A 24,621-nucleotide genomic window follows, 5' to 3' on the forward strand; every position below is an offset into this window, starting at 1 on the left:
CTCCATATGCAAACTGTAAAATATAAAAATCTAGCATGGGAATCAGCAGCTAATATCCTTTTTCCTAATGACTTTGACAAAAGTAAAAAATATCCAGCCATTGTCAGTGTTCATCCAATCGGAAGTTGTAAAGAACAAACTTCTGGCAATATTTATGGTAAAGCCCTAGCTGAGGCAGGTTTTGTAGTTCTAGTAATCGATGCATCGTTCCAAGGTGAAAGTGGCGGTGAACCACGTTTTATAGAAAATCCATATCACCGTGTAGAAGATATCCGTTATGCCGTAGATTATTTGGTCACTCAAGATTTCGTTGATGAAAATCGTATTGGTGCTTTAGGTGTCTGTGGTGGTGGTGCTTATGTACTCAACACGGCAATGACAGAGAAACGTATTAAAGCAGTGACTTCAATCACTGGCGTGAACTTTGGCCGTATGACCCGTGAAGGTTATGGTGGAACAGGTGAGGCTTTGATTGAAGGGCTTGAGGCAATTGGATCACAACGTACTGCCGAAGCTCGTGGTGGAGAATTATTAGTGAATGATTTACTTCCTCCATCCGTAGAGGAGGGTAAAAAAGCTGGAATTACCGATATTGACCCATTAGAAGCGACTGACTACTACAAAACTGCTCGTGGTCAGCAGCCAAACGGTGCAACCAGTGCATTACTTTCTCGTATGAGTGTGGCTTTGGGTTGGGATGCATTTCACTTAGCTGAAGTCTTATTAACCCAACCGATTTTGGTTGTAATCGGTGACAAACCAGGAGCTTTTGGAGCTTACCGAGATGGTCATGAAATTGTATGTCGTGCAGCATCGAAACAAAAAGAGTTGTTGGTTTTAGAAAATACATCACATTACGAATTGTACGACCAACCAGAACCTGTTGTTAAAGCATTAGCGAAAGCAATCCCATTTTTTAAAGAATATCTTTAATTTTGAAATATAAAAAGTTCAATAGAGGAATACTAAAATGTCAAAAGAAATCAGTATTCAGAATCAAAATGGTCAAGGAATTATACTTGCAGCAGTAATTAATTTCCCTGAAGGGTTTGATGAAAGCAAAACTTATCCTGCGGTTGTGGTGAGCCATCCTGGCGGTGGTGTCAAAGAGCAAACGGCTGGTTTATATGCTCGTAAGATTGCTGAACATGGCTTTGTAACAATTGCTTATGATGCATCTTTTCAAGGTGCAAGTACAGGCTTACCACGTCAGTTAGAAAATCCTTATATCCGTACTGAAGACGTCAGTGCCGTGATTGATTATTTAACAACATTACCTTATGTCGACAATAACCGTATTGGTGCGATGGGGATTTGTGCAGGTGCCGGTTATACCGCAAACGCAGCAATCAATGATCGTCGTATCAAAGCTGTAGGTATGGTGAGTGCAGTCAACATTGGCCAAATGTTCCGTAACGGATGGGAGAACAATGTCAAAGACGCAGATGCAATTCCCTATATCCAAGCAGGTACAGATGCTCGAACTTCAGATGCGAGTGGTGCAGAGATTGTAACTATTCCGCTTGCTCCATTGAAAGAAGAAGATGCACCGAACGAAGAATTGCGTGAAGCTTGGGAGTATTACCATACTCCACGAGCAGAGCATCCAAATGCACCGGGTTTTGCAACAGCACATAGTTTAACCCAAATCATTACTTATGATGCATACAACAAAGCAGAAGCCTTCTTTACTCAACCTTTACTCGCAATTGCAGGGAGTAACGCGGGCAGTAAGTGGATGAGTGAAGATCTAATTAATCGTGCAGCGAGTACAGATAAACAGCTCTATGTCGTTGTAGGGGCAAACCATATGTCACTGTATGACAAATTGAATTTTGTTGATGAGGCAATTGGTCAACTTGTTCCATTCTTTACGACAAAACTTTAATTACTCTGCATTTAAAGTAATTCAATAGGTCACTTTAAAGTGGCCTGTTTTTTATTGAATGTTTAGAGTAACGCAAGGAAACGTGTTTGGTTTGTGATAAATACAACGCGCGGAAAGGGTGTTGAAATTGTGAAAGCAGCGGTTCAGCAAGGGGACTCTGTAATTGCTATAGGTCAAAGTTAACGTCCCAGTGATCATATTGAAGTTGATATTTGTGTTCAACAGCAGTAGATATTTGGATAAAACGTTTCAGGTGCATTGATATTTTACAGGATAAAACACATTTTCTGCTAAAAAAACGGCTTTAGCGATAATAAAAGAGTTTAAAAACTCATAACTTAATGTCTCAAAAAAACTAAAAGCAAAACCATCACTAGTTTTGCTTTTGGGAGAGTTAAATAAAATGATCTGCTTTAATAAAACTAATTTTAAGGAACAATTACAAAATCAGGATTTGCTATAGCAAAAACAGCTTCACGATCTGCAACTGGCGGATAAATCCATACCGTATTAATTTCTTGTTTAATTTTTTTCGCCTCATGGCGCACAAATTGAACTTTTCGATCCCATCCTTCAGTGTAAAGTGCTCCCCATGGGCCTAAGTCGACACAAGTCACATACTTTGGTTGGCTATACGCATGTAATGGCAAATCAACCAATTCTGCTGCAGCATTGTAACCCGCTACACGGCCTAGGCTCATGGCATGCTGACATGACATCACGTTAAAATTACCTATATTGTCGGTTGGAACTTTTACAGTATCACCCGTCACAAAAATATTTTTTGCCTCTGGTGCATGTAAATAAGCATCACCTAAAATACGACCTAAATTATCTTTTTCACCTACAATTTGAGAGGTCAGCGAGTTCGCTCGCATGCCCGCAGTCCAAATGACAGTTTCTGCTTCAATTCTTTCGCCGTTAGAAAGTGTTACCCCAAAAGCATCAAGTGCAGTAACCCGTAGTCCAGCTTTACCTTCAATGCCAAGTTCGCTCAGCGCTTCTCGAATTACCGCCGCAGCTTCGTCACCCAATGTTGCACCAATTTCTGCTGATGAATCGACTAAAACCACACGAATATCAGTTTCACCTAAAATGCTACGTAGGCGCTCAGGCATTTCGGTCACTGTTTCAAGCCCAGTCAGTCCACCGCCTGCAACCACGACGGTATTACGTGCTGCATTTGCAGGTTTATTGGCTAAGCTTTTAAGATGTTGGTCAAGTTTTTCAGCATCTTCTAATGTACTTACGCTAAATCCAAATTCAGTCAGCCCCAGTATAGGTGGCATAAAAGTAGTACTTCCAGTTGCCAGAATAAAACGCTCATAGCTTAAAGTCTGTTTATCGCCGTGAGTTGTGGTAATTACAAGATTTTGGGCAGTAGTATCAATTTCATTTACCCAGCCAGCCACATATTTAACGTCTACTATACTTAATAACTCTGAAATATCAGGGTACATATTTTCAAGTACAGCTTCATAAAGTCGAGGACGAATATCCACATTTGGACTAGGGGAAACCATCATCACTTCAATGTTTTGTTGTTGGGAAGTCAAGTAAATTGCTCGTTGTGCGGCAAGTGCTGCCCATAACCCAGCAAAGCCAGAACCTGCAATAATAATACGCTTACTCATTTGATTATCCTTTTGATAGATTTTTCGGACATACAAATTCTTACTCATCCCAAAATTTTGGGTGAGTGAATCCTTTCTCTGACTGTCCGAAAAATCTGAGAAGGCATTTAAAACGTTTAGAGAAGTTTTACCTTAGGGATGAAAGCCTATAAGCTCATTAGTCGGGAGTATCCCGTGATATTTTACTTTTCCGCATTTTTGCTGTTCTTCCTTCTATGCGTTCATTAATCCAGCCATTTACATCACTAAAAAATACGTCGGGTGCATAACGACCAAAACGGTCTGCAATATCACCAAGTGTGTGAGCACCTAAAGCATCTCGCATGGCTTTTTCAGCCTGTAACATAACTGCATGTACTGCACATACACCACTGGTTGCCCAATCGGGTGGGGCATTGTTAAAGACCGCACATTTACCACGAACTTCTTGGCACTCAAAAAGCGATTTTTCACCTTCGATTGCATTCACTATATCTAAAAAAGTAATTTCTTGAGCAGATCGAGCGAGTAAATATCCGCCGCGAATACCTTCTTGAGCAACAACAAGACCTGCCTTTTCAAGTTTAGGAAAAATCTTGGCCATAAAACTCGGAGAAACTCCTTGTAATTCAGCAAGATCCTTACTACTTAAAGGTTTATCTTCATTGTTCACAAGAAAAAGAAGACAGTGAATCGCATACTCGACGCTACTAGTAATATAAGCCATTTAATTTCATAATTGATCAATTACAAACACAGACTAATGTAGTCTGTGTTTTAAGTCAACAATAAAACTAAGACAAAGTTAGTCCTAGTTTTATGAAAAGAAAATATAGATTAAAATAATAAGGCTATATCACTGAATATAAATACATTTAAAAGAGAATTAAAGGACGTAAATAATTTAAAAATGATCGAAAAAATTATGAACGCCACCAATAATTTTCGACATTTGGCTCGTTTAAGTTCAATACTTCACCCATTTGAGGCGTACTAATCGCTAATTGGTTTTGATGAGCCAAAGCCACAATCCGTTCAAATGGATCATCCCAAGCATGAAGCGCCAAGTCAAAAGTCCCATTATGTACAGGCAACAAATGACGTCCTTTTAAATCGATATGTGCTTGTAACGTTTGCTCAGGTTGCATGTGAACATCTGGCCATTCTGGATCATAGGCCCCAGTTTCTAGCATGGTAAGATCGAAAGGACCATAACGATTTCCAATCTCTTTAAACCCATCGAAATAACCAGTATCACCACTAAAAAACATCCGTAAATCATTATCAATAATTACCCACGATGCCCAAAGCGTTGCATTGCTATCACTCATACCACGGCCTGAAAAATGATGGGCAGGGGTGGCGATTAGCTCAAGACCATCCACATGGATTGTTTCCCACCAGTCAAGTTGCTGGACCTTTTCTGCTGGCACCCCCCATTTAATCAGTGCGTCACCGACACCAAGTGGTGTTAAGAAGTGTTCAACTTTGTCTTTGAGTTGGATTACTGCATGGTAGTCGAGATGGTCATAGTGGTTATGCGACAAAATCACACCTTTAATGGGAGGTAAATCCGCAATACTAATTGGTGGTTGGTGAAAACGCTTAGGGCCAATCCACTGAAAAGGCGAGGCGCGTTCAGAAAAAACAGGATCGGTTAACCAAAATTCATTACGCAATTTTAATAAAATAGTCGAATGCCCAAGACGAAATAGAGAACAGTCTGGGGCACTCATGAGTTGTTCTTTTGATAAACTTAAAACAGGAATTTCTCGATTTGGCACCGTATTTTTGGGTTTATTAAATAAAAATTTCCACATTAAGCCTAGCGTTTTTCCGAAAGAATGTGTGTGCAAATTCGGCCGTGTATTGCTAAATTTCCCATTGTGTTGCTGTGATGACATGAAGGGAGAAGGCAAGTCTGTTGCATTTGAAATTGTCATTTTATTTTCCTTGAGTGGAATAACCTATGTCTGTAAATAAGAACTTGAGATAAGTGCTTATTTTGATTTATTTAAATGAGTATTTAATCACTCATTAATTAATTTAAAAAATAAGAATGCTGCACATTCTTACTTTAGTCTTTATCTACATTGAAACTGCATGCCAAAACGCTTCAAAACCGGACTTTCGATAAAGATCAGCTTGAGAAGTGTCTTGGGCAATAAAGTTGAGTGTGACTTCGGCAAGTGCACCCAAAATCGAACCGATAAATAAGGGTGGATAATCTCTTAATTTTCCATCATCAATATTTTCTTGAATAGTCTTCGTAAAATCACAAAAAGTTTGCATACCAATGTGTTTACTCTGTTCTGTAATTTGTTCTGAAGTCGACAACTGCGCCATCACTTTACGTTTGAGTGGGGCATCTAAACTCCAGTCCAGATAGCTTTGCCATATATAAAACATTTGGGTTTGTAGGCCTGAGTTGTTCGGATAATTCAGCATTATGACCTGACGCAGCTCGGCCTTTAGCGAAAGGTATAATTGGTTGAGTAATTCCTCTTTATTACTGAAATAAGTAAATAAAGTACCTTCTGCCACACCAGCAACTTTGGCTATTTTTGAAGTAGATGCACGCTCTCCAAGTTCTGCCAATGTTTCAATAGCAGCAATTAAAATTGCATTACGTTTATCTTCACTACGAGGACGGGCCATAGATAAATATATTAATTGAGTGATTACTCAATCATACATAAAAATAGATAAAGCGCAAGATATATATTTTAAAAGGGATGGACTTTTCAAGATCATAAACTATAGCATCACATAGACAGGGCCACACAGCAAAATTAGAACTATAATGAGTAGTCATAATTATAATTTCCGTAACCGATAAGACATGAGAAATTATTGATCAGTCTATGGAATCACATGAATTAGATAATGCTTCTATTGAATAGAGCTATTTTTAAGTCTTTGATCTATATTTAAAATTTAAATCACAGACAACTTTTCAGAGATATGTGTAATCCTGATTATCTGCTGTTACAGCATGTATAAATTGCTAGATTCTCTCATCAGATTGTTTCAGTATAGATCCAGACACTCGAATTTACAGGACAATCATCATGATATTGAGAAATCGTATATTTTTAAAATATCTTTCTATTTTAGGTTTTGTGGCAAGTTCTGCTGCGACTAGCGTAGCTTTCGGGAGTTCCGAGCAGGCATGGAACAAGCATGATCAAGAAATAAAAACGGCTTGTATAAAAGCCAGTCAACTTAAAAATGCCAAGACAGTAAGCAATGTCATGCTGTTTGATGATCGTGTTGGATATTCCGCACTCTTGATTCAAGGAAAATATCCGCAAGCACATATGAAAAACAAAACAGGGCAAGAACTGTGTTTATGGAATAAGACATCGAAGAAAGCTTATTTAACTGAAGCAAACATGAAAGTACATTGAAGTCATAACTATACAAAGTCGAGTAGCAATCTGATTTCTGCATATCTTAAATTATGTTGCTTAAGATAGTCAGTAACGTGAATAAAATTATCTAGATTCACGTTGCTGAGCTGTGGCTACAAACAGTGACTTGTGCAGCGATGCTACTCAAGCTACAGTCCAGGATATTTTATTTAACTTATGTTCACCTAGAATTTATCTCACAATTAAATTTTTTAATAAACAATAAATTTAATTACTTAGAACACTACAATAATAATTTATAAAATATTTGGTTCATGAACCTTGCTATGAATACAAAGTTTCCTACTAAAAAGGGCTTAAGAATAGACTAAATTTGTCTAGGGGAGTTGTGGCAGTCCACCATTCATTAAAATGCTGAGCTAGGATTTCTGTTTGGCTTTTTGGCGTAAGACATACAAATATAAGCTTTCTACTTTTTCACGTGCCCATGGTGTAGTACGTAAGAATCGCAATGATGACTTAACACTTGGATCTATGCAAAAACATCTAATTTCAATTTTACGACTTAAGCCTTCAAAGCCATCGTAGTAATCCAATAATTCATCCAAAATGTCAGCAAGTTTTTTGCCGTGTAGAGGGTCATTGGAGGCGTTCATAATAGATCAACCATATTTTGGGAGACCACCATTATAACCTGAGCTACTTGAAAAATGAGAGGGTTGGAATTTAAGCGTAATTAACATAGAAAATTACAGCTTATCTTACTATTGATGTGTGCTGAAATTACAGGAGACTTTCACTTGAGTGGTTCAAGACAACTGTTGTACTTGAACGAGTGAAAGTTACATTATAGGTTCCTGAAATAGATAAAAAAAATTAATTTTTTAGCCAAAACCAGATTTATGTCACAAAAGTGACTAAATCTTTCCTAATTAAAAAAATACAAGAGAAATTAAGGTTGAAATTTTTTTTCATTACCCCCCTTTAAAAGTAAATTTTATTGACCTAAAAGTACTCAAATATATAAAAAAAATGTTTTTTAATCTTGTCAGCTCATTGTCTTTGACTTTGGATATTTCGCAGCTCATTCTACTTTCACTAAGCGATGAAATGCTTATAGGTTCAGGACTAGAAGATGTTGAGAAAATATCTTTTGTAGTGGTTATTGAACAAACATAAGCATGATAATCGACAGTTTTATCTCAGAAATATTATGGAATATCCCTCTTATAAATTTGGATTTACTTCAAATTATGAAGAGAGTGCAAAGAGGATGAAAATGAAAGAAATTATCTGTTCTACAAATGCACCAGAAGCAATTGGTCCATATTCACAAGGTATTGGATTTCAAAATTTAATCTTTACCTCAGGGCAATTACCTTTGATTCCGGAAACAATGCAATTTCCAGAAGGTGGTATTCGTGAGCAAACACATCAATCATTACTCAATGTTAAAAGTATTTTAGAGGCTCAAGGTTCTTCGCTTGAATACGTGATCAAAACAACATGCTTTTTAGCAAATATGGCTGATTTTTCAGAATTCAACGAAATATATCTAGAGTTTTTCGGAACAAATAATCCACCTGCACGGTCATGTGTCGAAGCTGCTCGTTTACCTAAAGATGCACTTGTTGAAATTGAAGCTATCGCTTTTAAACCTGAATAGAGTTAAGGACCATTTTTTCACATGATTTAAAGAGCAAGATAGAGCATGTTTAGTATTAGTAATAACGAATTGTATTCAGGAAAGAGTAGCCCACTTTTTAATAAGGAGATCGCCTGCAAAGTCCGTAATTTGCATCGTAAAATAGAAGGTTATCAACCCACCCCTTTAATCTCATTGGAATATTTAGCTAAAAAGTTAGGTTTAAAAAACATTTTAGTTAAAGATGAATCACGACGCTTTGGTTTAAATGCATTTAAAGTTCTTGGTGGTTCATATGCGCTAGCTAAATTACTTGCTGAAAAGTTAAATATTGATATGAATCAGTTTGATTTAAAAAATATTAAAACTTTGCTGAAAGAACCCGTTGTATTTACCACTGCTACAGCCGGAAATCATGGGACAGGCGTTGCTTGGGCTGCGAGAGAAATGGGGCAAAAAGCAGTTGTGTTTATGCCTAAAGGTGCTGCAAATACAAGTGTAGAAAGAATCAAAGCGTTAGGTGCAGATTGTATCGTCACAGATGTGAATTATGATGATACCGTTCGTTTAGCTAACAAGACAGCCCATGAAAATGGATGGCTTCTTGTGCAGGACACGGCATGGGATGGTTATGAGACGATCCCGACATGGATTTCTCAAGGTTATATGACTATGGCTGATGAAGCCGTAGAACAACTTAATGAATTTAAAGATTTAGTACCTACCCATATTATGCTTCAAGCAGGTGTAGGGGCGATGGCTGGTGGAATTCTAGGGTATTTGGTTGATGCACTTGGTATCCAAAATTTTAAAGCCATTGTTTCAGAACCTGTTACAGCCGATTGTGTTTATCAATCTGCACAAGATAAATCTGGACAGCTTATTGCAGTCGATGGCGACTTAAATTCAATTATGGCTGGTTTGGCTTGTGGTGAGGTCAATCCAATTACATGGCCGATCTTAAAAGATTGTACGTTTGCTTTTGCAAAAGTCGAAGATTCTATTGCTGCGACTGGAATGAGAATTTTAGGTAATCCATTAAAGGGTGATGAACCCATAACGAGTGGCCCTTCTGGTGCAATTAATCTAGGATTACTTTATGCACTTAGTAACAGCCCAGAACAGGCATGTCTAAAAAAAAGTTTAGGTTTAAATGATGAATCAGTTGTACTGATTTTTAGTACGGAAGGTGACACAAATACCGATCTATATAGAAAAGTGGTGTGGGAAGGAAGTTATCCTTACTAACCATAGTGTTATTTAATCAAATATAGATCGTTTAGATAGACAAGGAATTAGTATGAGCTTAATAAGTTTTGAAGAACAGTTACACCGTTGGAGACACGAACTTCATTCTAATCCCGAAACGGGTTTTGAAGAAATTACTACAGCGGAATATATTGCTCAACAACTAAAGAACATGGGTTTAGATGTTCATACCGGAATTGGTGGAACAGGTATAGTCGCGAACTTAACCGTTGGGAATAATCCTACTGTTATTGGCCTACGTGCTGATATGGATGCGTTGAATATCACTGAAACGACCGGTAAATCTTATTGCTCTAAAAATCATGGAAAAATGCATGCTTGCGGTCATGATGGTCATATGAGCATGCTGTTAGGTGCCGCTAAATTATTAACTGATAATCGTGATTTTAATGGAACGGTTAGATTTGTTTTTCAGCCCGCAGAAGAACATGGCCGCGGTGCAAAAGCCATGATGAGTGAGGGGTTGTTAGAACGCTTTCCAATCGATGAGTTTTATGGTGTGCATAATTGGCCAGGCTTACCAGCGGGTAGCATTTGCACGCGCGTGGGTGGAATTATGGCAAGTGAAGATAATTTCACAATTAAAATTAAAGGCAAAGGAACACATGCAGCTCGACCTCATATGGGCAAAGACCCTTTAGTGATTGCAGCCGAGATTATCTTAGCTCTCCAGACTATTATTTCACGCAACCTTGATCCAAGCGTTCCTGCCGTGATTTCTTGTACAGAAATTCATACTGATGGTATTCGTAATGCAATTCCTAGCAATGTTGTTATTACAGGAGATACGCGTAGTTACTCCCCAGATGTACAGGCAATGTTAGAAAATAGAATGCGTACCATTTGTGAAAGCATTTGCAAAATGCATGACGCCGAATGTGAATTTGAATATACACATGAATTTTCCCCAACCGTCAATCATACGACTTGCGTTAATACTGCCGTTAACGCAGCAATGAATATTGTGGGTGAATCAAAAGTAGATGCAAATGTTCAAGCTATGATGGCTTCAGAAGACTTTGGAGCATTTATAGAAAAAGTACCAGGTTGTTTCGCTTTTATCGGAAATGGTGTTGAAGAAGATGGAAAGGGATTTATTCCTCTTCATAACTCTAACTATGACATTAACGACGATATATTAAGCGTTGGTGCCCAATATTTTGCTGAAATTATCAGAACCCGTTTGCCTTAATAAAAGGAAGAAATACAAAAACGTATTTCTAATGATTTAACAGAAGGAACTGTTATGTCCATTTAATGCAGAATAACGTTAAACAAATTGAATTATAAATGAGGAGTAAATTTTTGAAATTTACTCCATGGGTAACTATATTCAATTTTTATAATGAGATATTTCACTGTTCTGCATTCTAAGGCATTTCCATTCCTCGAAAACCTAAATAAGTTTCAGAGGCAAGAATTATGTCAAACATTTTAAATCAGACGAAAGGATATCTGGATAGTAATAAATGGAATTCGCAAAATACTACATGGATGTTAGGGTTGTTTGGAACAGCAATCGGAGCTGGTGTTTTATTCTTACCCATTAATGCAGGAATTGGCGGTCTAATTCCATTGTTAATTACTACACTGTTAGCATACCCAATTACTTTTTTTGCCCATCGTGCATTTGCTCGATTCATTTTATCATCGAGTAAACCAGAGAGTGGTATTACTGGAGTAATTTTAGAGTATTGGGGAACTACTGCTAGTCGTATTTTTAATTTAATTTATTTTTGGGCAATTTATACGATTTTATTAGTATATGCAGTAGCAGTGACAAATACAGTTGAGTCTTTCATAACTCACCAATTGCATTTGGTTGCACCGCCACGTGCTTTATTGTCATTTATATTAATTTTCATTTTGTTATTTATTGTCCGTTTTGGTCAAGATATTACAATAAAGGTAATGAGTATTTTGGTATATCCATTTATTATATCATTAATTTTTATGGCTATTTGGTTAATTCCTCAATGGAATACTGCCATCTTTGAAAATTTTACGTTAACTTCAAATAATCATAATAATATCTGGATGACGTTATGGATGACATTTCCGGTTTTAGTCCTTTCATTTAATCATTATCCGATTATTTCACCTTTTGTAGTCAAGCAACGTAAAACATATGGTGAGATAGAAGCTGATAAAAAATGTGCACAAATTCAAAGATATGGTTATATCTTGATGGTGTGTGTTGTCATGTTTTTTGTCTATAGCTGTATATTAAGTTTATCTCCTCAAGACCTAGCATCTGCAAAAGAACAAAATATTTCGATTCTTTCGTATCTTGCTAACCATTTTGACACTCCTGTAATCGCATGGGCTGCTCCTCTAATTGCTTTCATTGCCATTATGAAATCTTTTTTAGGACATTACATTGGTGCACATGAGACATTAACAGATATCATTTCTGATCAATGTCAAACGAAAGAAATTAAGCTAACCAAAGGAACTGTCGATAAAATTATTTTTATATTTATGATTTTGACCTGTTGGTTTATTGCTTATAAAAATCCAAGTATTCTCGATATTATTGTGAGTATTAGTGGGCCTACCGGAGCAATCTTAGTTTTATTACTCCCTATGTATGCTATACATAAGATTCCTTCACTTGTAGCATATCGTAATAAAGCTAGTAATGTTTTTGTTACATTGATTGGGATAATTACAGTTTCTGCAATTTTTTATAGTTTAGTCTAATGAGTAAAAGGGCAAAGCAAATCACTGCTTTGCCTTTTTATTTAAATAGGAATTGAAAGTGAAGCTTTATCTTTTTTCATAGCTACCAGTGTTTTAAAACGTTTTACATTATTATTTTTTATAAATAGTTTTTCAGAAATATCAGTATATTGATCCATGTCTTTGACTTGAAAAATTAAAACAAAATCCCATTCGCCAGCGACATAATAAGACTGTTGAATGTATTCACAGTTTGAAAATAACTTTCTTGTAATATCCAAATGTTCAAGCTGTTCACTTAAAATTTCAACCATAGTAATAATAGTAATGGGTAGACCTATAAAAACTGGCTCAATATTGGCTGTATAGGATTTAATTACTCCATCATCACTTAATTTTTTTAAGCGTCTATTTACTGCGGCTGTAGATAAATTTACGCGTTCACCTAAATCTTTTTGAGCAATTCGGGCATCTTCCTGAATAATCTTAAGGATTTTTAGATCAAATTGATCAAGTTGAACTTGTGGCATAATTTACTCTACTAATTCGAATGAATACGCAATAAAATTTTGTATGAGTACTCATTTAATCAAAAAAAATCAAGTTAAAGAAATATTATATCATTTGTCGGCAAATATTATGGATATATTAAAATGGATGATGTTAAGTCATTGCAAAAGAAACTTTCAATTGATGGTGAGCTTCTTATTAAAAAAATAATGAATTAAGTGAAATAGGTGTTGATTCGGACGTTGCGGGACGGATACGTATTTTATTAACCAATAATGAAAAGAAAGGCCGAGACTTAATTGTTAAGTGGATAAAGGAACTTGTTCTAAATATAGAATTAGTAGTCAAAAGGGCTTACCGTGAAGCTGGAGCTCTTTCATTACGTCCAATCGCTGTTGCTACTTTTACTAATGAGGAAGGCTCTCGATACCAACCAGATATGAAAAGATTCTTGGTGTATACCGGTGGAATACCAGTCCAAGAGATGCTGAGCTGTGGCAACAATAGCGTTGTGTAGGTCACAGTCTTGGATATCTTATTTAACATAATATACATTATGCGAAATCAAATAAACTAATAAATTGATATACATAATTTTAATACTTAAAAAAATAAGCCTTAGTCACATTAGGCTCAATTTATTAAGACTTTAAAGCTATCAATTAATCTAAAAATGAATTTTATCTCGATGCATTTCTACAATCATTAACCAAGCTTTGGTTGCTGGACTCATTGCTACAGTCGTATTCCAAGCCATACTCAATGTCCAATGTAATTTAGGCTCATTAAGGATTGCTGAACAAAACTTCCCCTGATCTAGCTGATCACAATAAATTTTGGGTAATATAGCGATCCCCATATTAAACTCCACCATTTTGGTGATAAAGTCCCACTGGCTACTTTTACATACGACTTTTGGTTCAAAACCTACAGAATTTGCAGCCTGTATAATCATCTTATTTAATGTAAAAGAATCAGCGTAAAGTAAAAAAGTTTCTTCTTTAAGTTCATGCAAATTTACTGAATCTCGTTGATTCCAGTGTGAATTTTTCTTTGCTAATAAACACATTGGTGAATCTATCACAGGAATTGCCGCAAAACTTGGCCTTAAATTACCGAGTAAAATTCCAACATCAATACTTTTATCAGCAATTGCTTCCTCAATACCATTGGCACCGACTTCTAAGAATTTCAATTGAATATCGGGATGATTTTGGTGAAATAAAGCAATTAAAGGACTAAGTAATACCGAACCTAGTGGTGGTAAGCCTATGGTTAATTTACCTTTTTTTAACTGCTGTACTTGATTTATATTATCAAATATTTGCTTTTGTTCATTTAAGATATTTAAAGCATGTTGATAAATTAATTCACCAATATAAGTAAGCACAACTTCCCTTTTTCTTCCAGCTTCACCTTTTTTAAACAAAGCTATACCAAGTTCTTCTTCTAAATGTTTAATTGATTTACTGATTGTAGGCTGTGACATAAACAAACGATCAGCAGCCAAAGTAAAACTTTCACAATTGACAATTTCTACAAAAATTTTAAGATTTTTAATGTCCATTAATTATTCCAAAAACGCATAATTATGATTTAATTATTCATAATATGATGTGATGTTTGCAACTAAAATAACTCATCTTTTTAAAATATCTGCAATAAAATGTCTACGAGTACTCAAAGCCATCAAATTTCATCAATCTATAAAGTCACATTGCAAATTGGGCTTTTAATTTTGATTTGGTGGATTGGTTCAATCATTCAAAAACAATTTAATTTACCTATTTCGGCAGCTGTGATTGGCTTATTTATGGTTTTGATTGGGCTCATGACAGGTATTTTTAAGTTAAATTGGATTAAATTAGGCTCAGATTTCATTCTAGGTGAATTGGTACTATTTTTTATTCCTTGTTTTATCGGGTTAATGAAATATAAAAACCTATTTATGACTGAGGGTTGGCAACTGATTGTGGTGGTTGTACTGGGTACAATTTGTGTGATGGTATTTACTGCTTATAGTGTGCATATAGGTTTTAAACTAGAGCGGAAGTTGAAACAACGTCATGTTCATAAAACCGTACATGTATTACAGGGAGATAAATAATGTCTGCCATTTCAATATTTTGCCTAGTGATCACATTAGTTGCGTATGTGTTGGTCAAAAAACTTTATCGTAAATTTCCATATTTAATTTTATCTCCAGCAATTTTGGTTCCGATTGTTTTAATCATCATTTTACTGTCAGCACATGTTTCTTATGATACTTATATGCTTGATAGTCAGTGGATTATATGGATGTTAGGGCCTGCAACTGTTGCCTTTGCAATCCCAATTTTTGAATATCGCCAAATCATTAAAGAACATCTCATTTCAATTTCAATGGGTGTAGTCATTGGTATGCTTGCTGGAATGATCAGTGCATTCTACCTTGCCAAGTTATTTCATTTTGACCAAACAACAACCTATAGTCTAATGGCTCGTTCAATCTCTACACCATTTGCAATGGAACTAACAACCCATATCGGCGGTTCTGTTGAACTGGTGATTTTATTCACCATGATTACTGGGGTGACTGGTATGTTAATTGGTGATTTGATATTGGGTGGATTAAGACTGAAATCAAGCTTTGCGCAAGGTGCGTCTTTGGGTAATGCAGCACATGGTTTTGGTACAAGTAAAGCTTATATGCGTGATAAAGATGAAGGTGTTATTGCTAGTTTAACCATGGTTTTAGCTGGTATTTTTATGGTATTGGTTGGACCTTTTATTGTACATCTCATTGTCTATTTACTAAATTAATCCGTACAGTATCGATTTGGATGTGCTGAATCTCTTTTCTGCAAAGAGATTCATTTATCTTTGAATCGTTTGTAATGTTTTAGGTAAAAAATTAATCAATAGCAAACCAAGCAATGCTGAAAGTCCAGCAAGGATAAAAATATATTCTCCTGATAATTTTTCCCAATATTGCCCAGCTAAAATACTGCCTGACGCAACACCAAGTCCCCACATGGTACTATATAGCGCTTGTCCTCTGCCCTGTTGTTTGGCTGCAAAGTTCTGCAAAATGACCCGCATTGCAATAATATGAAATAAACCAAAACTAAATGCATGAAACGTTTGAGAAATAAATTGAATAATGAAACTTTCTGAAAATAAACCTGCCAAAATAAATCGAATACTGGTCATGATTAAACAAAGCGCGACTAAGCTTCGCCATGAAAAACGATTTAGGAAGAAATTTGCATAGTTAAACATGATAATTTCAGCAATCACACCAACTGACCATAAAAAGCCAATCTGAGTTGTATTGTAACCAGCAAGCTTTAAATAATTACTATAAAAACTATAAAATGGTGCTTGTGCAAAAAGCATAATAAATTCAATGATAAAAAATGAAAAAACCACAGGTCTTTTTAGGATGGGAAGTAATGGCTCTAATATTTTTTGTGCACTTGGTGCTGCGCTAGGTTCCTTAATCGAAAAGGACCAAATAAAAGCTGTAAATGCAATACATAACAACATCATCGGTAAATATTGAATTGCAATAAATTCTAAAATCGCACCGATACTAAATACGCCAATAATAAATCCAATAGAGCCCCATTTTCTAATTTTTCCATACAATGCTGTATGTTGATTACCCAACCAAAACAGCGTTACACCTTCAAATTGCGCAAGTATGGCATTTTGAAAGAAGCTAAAAATCAACATCAGAAATGCAATTGATTGCATATTGTTGGGAATAATAAAAATCAAAAACCAGATTGTAGCTTCCATCCATGTTGCCACACGTACCCATAACATTCGTTTGCCCGTTTTGTCTGCGATAAATCCCCAAATAAAGGGTGCAAATATACGGGTTAAAATGGCTATAGAGGACAGTAATCCTATTTCTTGATAATTAAATCCTTGATCTTGAAGATATAAGCTCCAATACGGTAAAAAAGTTCCAACTATTGAATAATACCAAAAGTAGAATCCACTCAGTCTGTATTGGATTGGCATAGCTTGCATATCGTTGCATTCACTTGGATTTTCAATATGTTACCATAATTAATAGTTGTAGTGGATTGCTGTCATTTGTTTACTTTTGCAGGTCAACAGTCTACAAATCAGTCTACAAAAAATAATTTTGAAAATTGTAATGAAATTTGTAGACTGCAATTCATCTATATGATTTTAAATAAAAAACCGCCCAAAGGCGGTTTAATTTCTATTTTAGCAATAAATATCTTTGATGCGGTAAAACATTAAGCTCAAACATGTTTTCATAATCATAGGCTGGCAGTTCAACCTCATATTTTTTGCATAAATCAGATATGGCATAAGTCATGTAAAACATGTGGTCATGCAACATAGACACCAGTAATGGATTCAATTTGCCCAATGTCGGACTGTGTGTTCTCCACCATGCGTGAAAAAGCATAGCTTGGCCACAAAGTATATTGATTGATTGATTTTCATCTATATGAATATCCCCTTTTGCCTTAATCTTTAGGGTTTCGAGATAGTCTACAGAATCTTGGAAATGGATAGCCAAAAGTTCATTATAGCGTGGTATACGGAAATGCTTATTATGTCTACTCCAAAGTTCAGCCCGTTTCTTAACACTACCCTCTGAACGCCTTTCTACAATTTCTTTGAGTATGGTTTGTTGCTCTGCGTTGATTTTCACTCGAGTGTCGATTTGCTGTTTATGTACCTCTTTTTCTAGAACATCGAGTACCCATTTGCGGAATTCTTTAGCAATTGGAGTTTTTGCAAACATAGCAATAAGATGGCAACCTCTAAGTGAGAAGATCCGCATACCCAATTTGGGTAGCTGAGGATTCTCAACCAACATTGTCATTCTTTGAGTGAATTCATCTGCTTTACGATTAAAAATCTTACTTACTGCATTTTCTTGCTTATAGCCTAAAGCTTTAGCTAATTCAGATGATGTTAACCAGACGTCCTGTTCATATCTTACGACATTAAACATTGTTTCATTAAAAGATAATGTTAAACTATTCATATCAGTTTTCTCGCAGAAGATTGGTAACTAGCCCCGTAGCCGTCCAAAGTTTCGGGGCTTTTTTTGCACCTAAATTCAGGTGCATTGACATTAATTTACATGCACCTATAATTAGTGTCAAGCTCAAGGAGAGAATCATGCAAAAACAGACTAACTTTATTAAAACACAAGTCCGCTTACCCCCTGATATTCATCAAGATGTAACAGACTTTGCAGAAGAAAATGAACTTTCAATGAACAGTGCTTTTATTGAATTGCTAAAAACAGCATTAGTTAAAAAGGAATCTCGCTCTTCAAACTTTTCAGAAGTAAAAGTTATTAATCTTGAAAATGGCATTAAACGATTAGTTTTCGGGAAATTAGTAAACGTCCTGGATCTTGATTATTCTCAAAACTTAAGTGATTTAAGAAAAGATATTCAGTTATCTTTAAATGCATTGGCGGAATCTTCATTTAGGCATAGATTATCATTTTGGACAAAAGAAGTGTATGTTCATCAAGGCGGACACCATATTGATATTGTTGATAATGGTAAAGGAAGCCTTGGTTGGTTGGTTGTTGAAGATCATATTACAGATTAATTTATGGGAAATTTTCATGATAAAAATAATTAAAAGTTAGTCACCGCTTACTTTTTATATACTATATGAGAATCTAATCCAAAAAATTGTCGTTTTAAGGATTAAATTAGTAGCAGATTAAAATTTTTTGCAGGATATTTTGAGTGGATAATTTATTTAATTTATGGGGTTTTATCAAAGAGTATAGTGGTGTTTTTGCAAGTCTCCCAGCATTATACTATTTAATAAATACTTTAATTATAAAATTTATTAAAAAAGATGAACTAGTATTGCAAAAAGATTTGAATATTATATTAGAGCGAGAAAAGGCTAATTTGAATGCAGAGTTTGAGAAAATAAAGGCACAATATACTCAAGAGAATGAAAATTTAAAATCAGATTTACAGCAAAAAAATATTATGCTTGAAATAGCGTATTCAGGAATATATAAAGATCGCTTAACTTCACTTAAAGGTATATATAAAACCTTATTAAGTTTTGAGAATGCTCTGCGCGAAAATAATAGAAACCTGGGAGAAAAATCTGAAACCGTAGAAAAATGCAAAACCATCCTTGAGCAATTTAAAAATGAATATTATGAAAATGCAATTTTCTTACCTAATATACTTGATCAAAAATTAGAAAATTTACTAATAAAATTACAAAATTCAATTTATAATCAAGTTGAAAGAAATCAAATTACTAGATTGGAAAGTATAAATAACCATGAATTAGCTAATATAATATTGAAAAATTTAATGGAAAAAGAGAATGAAGTTATTACAATTCGTTATGAACTATGTGATAGTATTAGAGATATTATAGGTAGTAATTATATTAACAATAATAAAAAATCACCTTAAGGTGCTTTTATCTAATAGAATATTGGATATCTAAATTTAATATGAAATCAATTAAAATATTGGAAAAATCTTAAATGTTAAAAAATCTTCCTGAACCTACTATATTTCTTGATAATTCTATTGACTATTTACATGAAGCTTTTTCTTTAACAGCAGACTTTACGCAATTTGATTCTCATGAATTTTATTTTACAAGTGATGAATATAACGATGAAGAAATTAAGATAAAGCATCGAGTTAGAATAAACACTATTTGATTATTAGTTTTTACATCAATTGAAAATTTTTGAAATACATAATATGCCTTGAGTCACCTTTTTTACTTATCGCAGATTTATCAAATTTAAAACACACAGATACAGATACAGATACAGATACAGATAGAGTTGATAACGTTTACGTCTATGATCCTGATAATTTGCCAAGTATGTCCGATATATTATCAAAATACTGAAAACAAACCTATAGTAGATATGCTTCAGGGAGTTCCAATGTTTGCTGGCGGTACTTATATAATTATTAATGAAGAGACATACTACATACCATCATATTATTTGAATGAAAGTAACACTGTCTTATTTTAATTATGAAAAAAGCACCTTAAGGTGCTTTTTTAATTCCTGTGTTCTAACACCATGGTACCATCTTTTTTGTATACTTTAAAATATTCAAATTATTATCTTCAATAACTTTGTTGGTAATTTTTATAGCCTCTTTAAGTATATCTTTTTTATATTGATCATCTAAAGCATAATTTTTATCTTCTTCATTTAATAAAAAACTGTGCTCTTTTGAATCCACATTAATTAATAATTTCCCAACATCGGCTAAACCTTGATAAATAAAATATATAAATAATTTTGTATTTAAAATATTACTATTAGGATAGGATTTGTGCTTTTCAAGAGGTCTTAAAGAAATTCTTAACTGATCATTTTCGCTAAAAAAATGAACATTTTCATTCCAAGCTACATCTGCTAAAAAATCATATTGATCATCAGAAAATCTCGAAAATTGATTTTTATCCATTGTTACTTGATATGCTATCTCATTATATTCAGAACTATTATTTAATTTTTTACTTGAATTAATTTGAGTTTTACTTATCACTTCAAGTAGAGCCTCATCAGCTGTTTTTAACTCAATATCAATAGGTATCCCATAAGCTTTTAAAAAACTTACATGCTTTGAAAATGCAATATCCATAAAAACATTATATGTTCTATTGTCTAAATATTTTTCATTTGACTTAAGTTTATTTGCAAACTTTTTACCTAAAAACATATGAGAAAAACAATTATCAGTTCCAGCATTAGCCAGAAACGCTAAACAATGTAATAAAGGTCCTCTCTTGAGCTCATCTTTTGTAAATGAATTAATAAATTGAAATATTAAATTAAAATAATCATTTACTAGGCCTTTTTCATTATTTTCAACATATAAATCTAAAGCTTTACGAATTAATTTACTGCTATTTATGAAGTTTTCATGACTATATGAATCCATTGCAATCAAGTCAAAATATTTTTCATAATTCCACTCGCAGGAATCAAATAATTTAGATTCAGTTTTCGCCTTTTTAAAAAAAGTTTTTACTGCTTCTAACTCTTCAGAAGTAGATTTTATAAAATGTTCTTTATCATCAATATTTAATCCTCTTCCCAATGTAGATTCATCAATAGCTGGCAAAATACTTATAATATTATTTTCGTGATCTATTGATTTCAAATTATCGATAGTATCCATTTTATTATCAGCTAAACGGCCGTTGAGATGATCTTTAATTCTTGAAACAATATTTCGATCTAACACGTATATTTTTTGTTGCATTTCAAAACTTCAGATAGTAATTATTTGGAACAATTTTAACAAAATTAAATCAATAATCAATACCTTAGATAGCAAATAGCAACATCATTGAATCAATATTATCTACCTTCTACACATTTTTTCTTCTCAAAAAAACGCCCTTAGGCGCTTTCTTCTACAATTCTTAAAACTCTTGGTTTTCTTGGAATTTCCATTCCAACCAAATTTTCAAGAAAGCCATCATTTACATCCAACGCTTGAGCTATATACTCTGCAAAAATTTTCTTTTTAGCAAGCGAACAATCAAAGAGTTGCTCGACTTCACGCAATATTCTAACTTTAAAATATTTTATGAAATTTTTACTCATTTTAGTTTTGGGGTTCGCTTCCATTCAATCCTATGCCAAAAAGTGCGCTGACTTTAAAACACAAAAGGAGGCTCAGGCTTGGTATGAACAACGCAAAAAATCAGGTCAAACAGGTTGGAAAAGTTTAGGCCGTGATGACGATGGTCAAGCACTTGATTGCCAATCTGATGGAAATGGTACAAAATGCCCGAAGAAAAAGCACCTTAGAGCAATTTTTTGAAAATTTAGTATTTTTATCATTTGACTGGTATAAATATTTCTTATTGATACTCTATTTTTAGAAGTGAGAGTTTTAGGGATTAACTAGATGAACGACTATCGCTTATGTTGGATATGTGAAGAAAATGTAGCAGATACCTCAGAAAACGCTTTAAAAAAGTCAGATATTGTGCGTGCATACGGCAAAGGCTCATATCACCAATTAGAATATCCACCAATCCACTATTAAAAATAGTAAAGAAACTAAATTACAAGGTGCTAACTCTGATGTAATTAAAAATCCAAAAGATTTATGTAAACAATGCAATAATACTCTGAGTCAACCCTATGATCGTGCATATGATAAATTTATTGAATATGTTTTGAAAAATAGTGAACTAATTTTAGAAAGACGTTTTATTGATTTTGAAGAAGTATATGGTGATGATTTCCCTTCCCAACAAACTAATCTGTTTAAGTATTTCATAAAATCTTTCGGTTGTAGAATTTATGCGAATCCAGATTTTGAAGTTCCTTATGATCTAGTTGAAATAGTAAAAAATAATTTAACTCATTTTCAAACTGGTCTAAAAATCACAATGAGCCTTAATAAAGCTGTATTAAATAATTTAGGAAAGGACTGTTTCCATTTTATTGGAAAAACTGAAATGCCATATTATAACTTGGAAGATTATCCGAATAAATTTGGTTTTAGTCTTAGTGAGCATGTAGGGTGGTTCTTTATAAATTATTTCTATTTAATCAATGTCAATGAAAGAAGCGGCGTTGAATGGATCGCTGATAGAAAAGTTATTTTCTTAGGCGAACTATGAGAAAAAGCACCTTACGGTGCTTTTTTAAACTTTGGAATTAATTTCCAACATACGCAGTATCATGAATTTCTTTGAATATAGGTAAAATTCTCACTTCAATTTTTGCTTTCTTTAATCGATTTGAAGCAGGTAATATTACATCATTTATATTTTTAACAACCTCATTGATCCAATCTTTTTCTTTTGGGTAAATTGGATCTTGTGTTACGAGTTGATAACGTTTTCTTAAGGCAGTCAAAACAACAACCAATTCTGATTTTAGTAAATTGCAAAGAATTTCTGAAAACCGTACTGCATTAATTTTATTTAATATAGGTACATTAAAAAATAAATTTTCACTGCTATTCGTTAAATTTATTCTATGATAAAACAAGTCAGGATCTTCCCTCATTAAATCCAATAATTCTGCTATCTTAGCCTCCAAATTATGCTCATATTTTCTCTCATACTCAATACTTACTTCATCTAAGAACTTATTAAAATAATCAATACCATTAGCATAAAATGCGTAGCCAGAAGCATGCTCCCTAAAATCAATATCTCTCAAGCTTTTAATATTTTCGTTAACTGGGATTATTTTGTAAAATGAATCTAAAGCATGTTTTTTTAAAATATCTAAGTTAACATCAATAACTGATTTTTCTTTAAAATAAACTAACATACTAAAAGTATGTATAATATCTTCCCAATTTATAAAATCTTCTTTTTCTAATTTTGATTTAGCTTGTTCAATTAAGTCATAAAAATCTGACTCCTCCATATCATAAAAGTTCATTAGTTGATACCAGATCGGCTTCTCAAATTTTGCCCTATAATAGTTTTCATCAAGGTCACTACTTATTAACTCATCATCAATAATATTGTTAACAATAATATTACTCCATGTATTTTCTTTTAAAATATAACCTTTATATTTATCTAAACCATATTTAGATAAAAATTTTTCAAATGTTAATTTCTTATTATTAGCATTATCTTCAGAACTTTCATTCTTAAATTTCAAAACTCCATCCGAGAAACCTGAATTTCTATATTCAAGAGATAATATTAAAAAGTATTTTAATATTAAGTCAAAAATATCACTGTCATCTTTAAAAAATTCAGGCTTGTAAAATCTCACAAATTCCCTAATTGTTTGTTTAAGTGTCCTTATATTTCTATAATCAGATAAATTATAAATTTCAATAATTAAATCTACCTTTTTCTTAAGTATATGCTTCACATCCAACCGAGGAAGTTCTTCTATAAAGCTTATTAAAGCATTCGTTGCATCACCGTGGAAAGCAAAGGTTGTACCGACTAATTTTTCTTTCTCATTATCATATTTTTTGTCTTTATCATTTTTTTGGATTTCATTTTCATTTCCAAGAATTATAGCTTTAGAATTAGTATGTTCTACAAAATAATTAATATAGCCAAGTATTTCTGCTATAGGCATTTGGCATCTTTCAAGATCATCAAATATTAGTATTAATTTTTCTCCTTCTTTCAAAGCCGAATTGACATCAAGGTTAGGGATTGAAATTGAAAGTGATGTATTTTTTTCATCACCATTTGTTAGATCAATTTTTGTTGATGCCTTTACTAATCCTGCTGCAACTTTCCCAAAAAATTTTGTTGCTCGGTGACTTAATATAGGATGCAAAGCACAAAATATTTCATCATCTATCGCATCTCTTTTTGAAATACCATTTAAACTTATATAGATAACTCTTTTAAATCCTTTTTGTTTTAACTTTTCTTCTACTCTTTTAATAAACCATGTTTTTCCAGATCCCCAACTACCATTAATCAATACGGCATAATCATTTAAACTATCATCACAATAGTAATCTAAATATTCTTCAATATGCTTATTGGGTTTTGATATATAATTGATCACAAGTGACTCTCTACATTCTGGTTTATTGAAAAAATATAAATTTTTAAGAAACTCAAACATTATTGGTTCTTTCTCTATATCGAAAATTTTATAAATAAGCAACGCAA

Annotated in this window: 27 protein-coding genes; 15 read left to right on the forward strand and 12 right to left on the reverse strand. The window is 33.7% G+C overall.

Going from position 1 to position 24,621, the window contains the following annotated elements:
* The first annotated feature begins 6 nt into the window (after positions 1 to 6).
* Both WFN33_RS02140 and WFN33_RS02145 read left to right on the forward strand, forming a co-directional pair.
* Positions 7 to 933, forward strand: coding sequence for an alpha/beta hydrolase (locus tag WFN33_RS02140; RefSeq protein ID WP_336951121.1), 927 nt, complete (start codon positions 7 to 9; stop codon positions 931 to 933).
* A 37-nt stretch (positions 934 to 970) separates the two neighbouring features.
* Positions 971 to 1,888 carry an alpha/beta hydrolase gene (locus WFN33_RS02145; RefSeq protein ID WP_336951122.1) on the forward strand — a complete coding sequence of 306 codons (918 nt, stop codon included), beginning with the start codon at positions 971 to 973 and terminating at the stop codon, positions 1,886 to 1,888.
* A gap of 428 nt (positions 1,889 to 2,316) precedes the next feature.
* On the opposite strand, the gene WFN33_RS02150 is transcribed toward WFN33_RS02145, so the two are convergent.
* The 4 genes from WFN33_RS02150 to WFN33_RS02165 all read right to left on the reverse strand — a co-directional run bounded on the left by WFN33_RS02150 (position 2,317) and on the right by WFN33_RS02165 (position 6,159).
* Entirely contained in the window at positions 2,317 to 3,522 is a 1,206-nt protein-coding gene (locus WFN33_RS02150) for an NAD(P)/FAD-dependent oxidoreductase (protein ID WP_336951123.1), read from the reverse strand.
* A 157-nt stretch (positions 3,523 to 3,679) separates the two neighbouring features.
* Entirely contained in the window at positions 3,680 to 4,228 is a 549-nt protein-coding gene (locus tag WFN33_RS02155; RefSeq protein ID WP_336951124.1) for an RrF2 family transcriptional regulator, read from the reverse strand.
* A gap of 196 nt (positions 4,229 to 4,424) precedes the next feature.
* Entirely contained in the window at positions 4,425 to 5,444 is a 1,020-nt protein-coding gene (locus tag WFN33_RS02160; RefSeq protein WP_336951125.1) for an MBL fold metallo-hydrolase, read from the reverse strand.
* 145 nt (positions 5,445 to 5,589) lie between these two features.
* Entirely contained in the window at positions 5,590 to 6,159 is a 570-nt protein-coding gene (locus tag WFN33_RS02165; protein ID WP_336951126.1) for a TetR/AcrR family transcriptional regulator, read from the reverse strand.
* A 413-nt stretch (positions 6,160 to 6,572) separates the two neighbouring features.
* On the opposite strand from WFN33_RS02165, the gene WFN33_RS02170 reads away from it, so the two are divergent.
* Complete coding sequence (locus WFN33_RS02170) at positions 6,573 to 6,911, forward strand: hypothetical protein (RefSeq protein ID WP_336951127.1); 339 nt, start codon at positions 6,573 to 6,575, stop codon at positions 6,909 to 6,911.
* A 383-nt stretch (positions 6,912 to 7,294) separates the two neighbouring features.
* Here WFN33_RS02170 and WFN33_RS02175 read toward each other — a convergent pair whose 3' ends face one another.
* On the reverse strand, positions 7,295 to 7,531 hold the full coding sequence (locus WFN33_RS02175; RefSeq protein WP_004720475.1) for a VF530 family DNA-binding protein: 237 nt from the start codon (positions 7,529 to 7,531) through the stop codon (positions 7,295 to 7,297).
* 623 nt (positions 7,532 to 8,154) lie between these two features.
* Here WFN33_RS02175 and WFN33_RS02180 point away from each other — a divergent pair.
* The 4 genes from WFN33_RS02180 to WFN33_RS02195 all read left to right on the forward strand — a co-directional run bounded on the left by WFN33_RS02180 (position 8,155) and on the right by WFN33_RS02195 (position 12,492).
* Positions 8,155 to 8,541, forward strand: coding sequence for a RidA family protein (locus WFN33_RS02180; RefSeq protein ID WP_336951128.1), 387 nt, complete (start codon positions 8,155 to 8,157; stop codon positions 8,539 to 8,541).
* Positions 8,542 to 8,586: 45 nt separating this feature from the next.
* On the forward strand, positions 8,587 to 9,768 hold the full coding sequence (dpaL, locus tag WFN33_RS02185; RefSeq protein ID WP_336951129.1) for a diaminopropionate ammonia-lyase: 1,182 nt from the start codon (positions 8,587 to 8,589) through the stop codon (positions 9,766 to 9,768).
* 52 nt (positions 9,769 to 9,820) lie between these two features.
* Positions 9,821 to 10,981: a M20 aminoacylase family protein gene (locus WFN33_RS02190; RefSeq protein ID WP_336951130.1), complete on the forward strand. Its 1,161-nt coding sequence runs from the start codon at positions 9,821 to 9,823 to the stop codon at positions 10,979 to 10,981.
* Positions 10,982 to 11,211: 230 nt separating this feature from the next.
* On the forward strand, positions 11,212 to 12,492 hold the full coding sequence (locus tag WFN33_RS02195; RefSeq protein WP_336951131.1) for an aromatic amino acid transport family protein: 1,281 nt from the start codon (positions 11,212 to 11,214) through the stop codon (positions 12,490 to 12,492).
* 41 nt (positions 12,493 to 12,533) lie between these two features.
* On the opposite strand, the gene WFN33_RS02200 is transcribed toward WFN33_RS02195, so the two are convergent.
* Together WFN33_RS02200 and WFN33_RS02205 are read right to left on the reverse strand one after the other, a co-directional pair.
* Entirely contained in the window at positions 12,534 to 13,001 is a 468-nt protein-coding gene (locus WFN33_RS02200; RefSeq protein ID WP_002065492.1) for an Lrp/AsnC family transcriptional regulator, read from the reverse strand.
* A 647-nt stretch (positions 13,002 to 13,648) separates the two neighbouring features.
* The gene (locus tag WFN33_RS02205; RefSeq protein ID WP_336951132.1) at positions 13,649 to 14,548 is read right to left on the reverse strand and encodes a LysR family transcriptional regulator; all 900 of its coding nucleotides are present in this window, start codon (positions 14,546 to 14,548) and stop codon (positions 13,649 to 13,651) included.
* Between the two features lie 99 nt (positions 14,549 to 14,647).
* On the opposite strand from WFN33_RS02205, the gene WFN33_RS02210 reads away from it, so the two are divergent.
* Both WFN33_RS02210 and WFN33_RS02215 read left to right on the forward strand, forming a co-directional pair.
* The gene (locus tag WFN33_RS02210) at positions 14,648 to 15,088 is read left to right on the forward strand and encodes a CidA/LrgA family protein (RefSeq protein ID WP_336951133.1); all 441 of its coding nucleotides are present in this window, start codon (positions 14,648 to 14,650) and stop codon (positions 15,086 to 15,088) included.
* The gene (locus tag WFN33_RS02215; protein WP_336951134.1) at positions 15,088 to 15,783 is read left to right on the forward strand and encodes an LrgB family protein; all 696 of its coding nucleotides are present in this window, start codon (positions 15,088 to 15,090) and stop codon (positions 15,781 to 15,783) included. The genes WFN33_RS02210 and WFN33_RS02215 overlap by 1 nt, the downstream gene beginning before the upstream one ends.
* Positions 15,784 to 15,837: 54 nt before the next feature.
* Here the strand turns inward: WFN33_RS02215 and WFN33_RS02220 are convergent, their stop codons facing one another.
* Both WFN33_RS02220 and WFN33_RS02225 read right to left on the reverse strand, forming a co-directional pair.
* Positions 15,838 to 17,001 (reverse strand): MFS transporter, encoded by a 1,164-nt coding sequence (locus WFN33_RS02220; protein WP_336951135.1) that lies wholly within the window; start codon positions 16,999 to 17,001, stop codon positions 15,838 to 15,840.
* A 199-nt stretch (positions 17,002 to 17,200) separates the two neighbouring features.
* Positions 17,201 to 18,001 (reverse strand): BRO-N domain-containing protein, encoded by an 801-nt coding sequence (locus WFN33_RS02225; protein WP_336951136.1) that lies wholly within the window; start codon positions 17,999 to 18,001, stop codon positions 17,201 to 17,203.
* Positions 18,002 to 18,138: 137 nt separating this feature from the next.
* Here WFN33_RS02225 and WFN33_RS02230 point away from each other — a divergent pair, with 137 nt between their 5' ends.
* The 3 genes from WFN33_RS02230 (at position 18,139) to WFN33_RS02240 (ending at position 19,681) form a co-directional block, all read left to right on the forward strand.
* A complete protein-coding gene (locus WFN33_RS02230; protein WP_336951137.1) occupies positions 18,139 to 18,582 on the forward strand; it encodes an Arc family DNA-binding protein in 444 nt (147 codons plus the stop codon).
* Positions 18,583 to 18,725: 143 nt separating this feature from the next.
* Positions 18,726 to 19,424, forward strand: a complete 699-nt coding sequence (locus WFN33_RS02235; RefSeq protein ID WP_336951138.1) for a hypothetical protein — start codon at positions 18,726 to 18,728, stop codon at positions 19,422 to 19,424.
* A gap of 74 nt (positions 19,425 to 19,498) precedes the next feature.
* A complete protein-coding gene (locus WFN33_RS02240) occupies positions 19,499 to 19,681 on the forward strand; it encodes a hypothetical protein (RefSeq protein WP_336951139.1) in 183 nt (60 codons plus the stop codon).
* Between the two features lie 370 nt (positions 19,682 to 20,051).
* Here the strand turns inward: WFN33_RS02240 and WFN33_RS02245 are convergent, their stop codons facing one another.
* Together WFN33_RS02245 and WFN33_RS02250 are read right to left on the reverse strand one after the other, a co-directional pair.
* Positions 20,052 to 21,254, reverse strand: coding sequence for a hypothetical protein (locus WFN33_RS02245; protein WP_336951140.1), 1,203 nt, complete (start codon positions 21,252 to 21,254; stop codon positions 20,052 to 20,054).
* Between the two features lie 140 nt (positions 21,255 to 21,394).
* Positions 21,395 to 21,562: a hypothetical protein gene (locus WFN33_RS02250; RefSeq protein ID WP_336951141.1), complete on the reverse strand. Its 168-nt coding sequence runs from the start codon at positions 21,560 to 21,562 to the stop codon at positions 21,395 to 21,397.
* 22 nt (positions 21,563 to 21,584) lie between these two features.
* Here WFN33_RS02250 and WFN33_RS02255 point away from each other — a divergent pair, with 22 nt between their 5' ends.
* From WFN33_RS02255 to WFN33_RS02265, 3 genes are all read left to right on the forward strand, one after another.
* Positions 21,585 to 21,821, forward strand: coding sequence for a hypothetical protein (locus tag WFN33_RS02255; RefSeq protein WP_336951142.1), 237 nt, complete (start codon positions 21,585 to 21,587; stop codon positions 21,819 to 21,821).
* A gap of 87 nt (positions 21,822 to 21,908) precedes the next feature.
* Positions 21,909 to 22,049 (forward strand): hypothetical protein, encoded by a 141-nt coding sequence (locus tag WFN33_RS02260; RefSeq protein WP_336951143.1) that lies wholly within the window; start codon positions 21,909 to 21,911, stop codon positions 22,047 to 22,049.
* Positions 22,050 to 22,182: 133 nt separating this feature from the next.
* The gene (locus WFN33_RS02265; protein ID WP_336951144.1) at positions 22,183 to 22,632 is read left to right on the forward strand and encodes a hypothetical protein; all 450 of its coding nucleotides are present in this window, start codon (positions 22,183 to 22,185) and stop codon (positions 22,630 to 22,632) included.
* 37 nt (positions 22,633 to 22,669) lie between these two features.
* Here WFN33_RS02265 and WFN33_RS02270 read toward each other — a convergent pair whose 3' ends face one another.
* Positions 22,670 to 24,574, reverse strand: a complete 1,905-nt coding sequence (locus tag WFN33_RS02270) for a P-loop NTPase fold protein (protein ID WP_336951145.1) — start codon at positions 24,572 to 24,574, stop codon at positions 22,670 to 22,672.
* Positions 24,575 to 24,621 lie beyond the last annotated feature (47 nt).

This window comes from Acinetobacter sp. AS167, from assembly GCF_037152175.1.
GTDB lineage: Bacteria > Pseudomonadota > Gammaproteobacteria > Pseudomonadales > Moraxellaceae > Acinetobacter.

Coding starts and splice junctions, on each gene's coding strand:
- WFN33_RS02140 (WP_336951121.1), top strand. CDS start 7: ATGCAAACTGTAAAATATAAAAATCTAGCATGGGAATCAGCAGCTAAT.
- WFN33_RS02145 (WP_336951122.1), top strand. CDS start 971: ATGTCAAAAGAAATCAGTATTCAGAATCAAAATGGTCAAGGAATTATA.
- WFN33_RS02150 (WP_336951123.1), bottom strand. CDS start 3,522: ATGAGTAAGCGTATTATTATTGCAGGTTCTGGCTTTGCTGGGTTATGG.
- WFN33_RS02155 (WP_336951124.1), bottom strand. CDS start 4,228: ATGGCTTATATTACTAGTAGCGTCGAGTATGCGATTCACTGTCTTCTT.
- WFN33_RS02160 (WP_336951125.1), bottom strand. CDS start 5,444: ATGACAATTTCAAATGCAACAGACTTGCCTTCTCCCTTCATGTCATCA.
- WFN33_RS02165 (WP_336951126.1), bottom strand. CDS start 6,159: ATGGCCCGTCCTCGTAGTGAAGATAAACGTAATGCAATTTTAATTGCT.
- WFN33_RS02170 (WP_336951127.1), top strand. CDS start 6,573: ATGATATTGAGAAATCGTATATTTTTAAAATATCTTTCTATTTTAGGT.
- WFN33_RS02175 (WP_004720475.1), bottom strand. CDS start 7,531: ATGAACGCCTCCAATGACCCTCTACACGGCAAAAAACTTGCTGACATT.
- WFN33_RS02180 (WP_336951128.1), top strand. CDS start 8,155: ATGAAAGAAATTATCTGTTCTACAAATGCACCAGAAGCAATTGGTCCA.
- dpaL (WP_336951129.1), top strand. CDS start 8,587: ATGTTTAGTATTAGTAATAACGAATTGTATTCAGGAAAGAGTAGCCCA.
- WFN33_RS02190 (WP_336951130.1), top strand. CDS start 9,821: ATGAGCTTAATAAGTTTTGAAGAACAGTTACACCGTTGGAGACACGAA.
- WFN33_RS02195 (WP_336951131.1), top strand. CDS start 11,212: ATGTCAAACATTTTAAATCAGACGAAAGGATATCTGGATAGTAATAAA.
- WFN33_RS02200 (WP_002065492.1), bottom strand. CDS start 13,001: ATGCCACAAGTTCAACTTGATCAATTTGATCTAAAAATCCTTAAGATT.
- WFN33_RS02205 (WP_336951132.1), bottom strand. CDS start 14,548: ATGGACATTAAAAATCTTAAAATTTTTGTAGAAATTGTCAATTGTGAA.
- WFN33_RS02210 (WP_336951133.1), top strand. CDS start 14,648: ATGTCTACGAGTACTCAAAGCCATCAAATTTCATCAATCTATAAAGTC.
- WFN33_RS02215 (WP_336951134.1), top strand. CDS start 15,088: ATGTCTGCCATTTCAATATTTTGCCTAGTGATCACATTAGTTGCGTAT.
- WFN33_RS02220 (WP_336951135.1), bottom strand. CDS start 17,001: ATGCAAGCTATGCCAATCCAATACAGACTGAGTGGATTCTACTTTTGG.
- WFN33_RS02225 (WP_336951136.1), bottom strand. CDS start 18,001: ATGAATAGTTTAACATTATCTTTTAATGAAACAATGTTTAATGTCGTA.
- WFN33_RS02230 (WP_336951137.1), top strand. CDS start 18,139: ATGCAAAAACAGACTAACTTTATTAAAACACAAGTCCGCTTACCCCCT.
- WFN33_RS02240 (WP_336951139.1), top strand. CDS start 19,499: ATGTTAAAAAATCTTCCTGAACCTACTATATTTCTTGATAATTCTATT.
- WFN33_RS02245 (WP_336951140.1), bottom strand. CDS start 21,254: ATGCAACAAAAAATATACGTGTTAGATCGAAATATTGTTTCAAGAATT.
- WFN33_RS02255 (WP_336951142.1), top strand. CDS start 21,585: ATGAAATTTTTACTCATTTTAGTTTTGGGGTTCGCTTCCATTCAATCC.
- WFN33_RS02260 (WP_336951143.1), top strand. CDS start 21,909: ATGAACGACTATCGCTTATGTTGGATATGTGAAGAAAATGTAGCAGAT.
- WFN33_RS02270 (WP_336951145.1), bottom strand. CDS start 24,574: ATGTTTGAGTTTCTTAAAAATTTATATTTTTTCAATAAACCAGAATGT.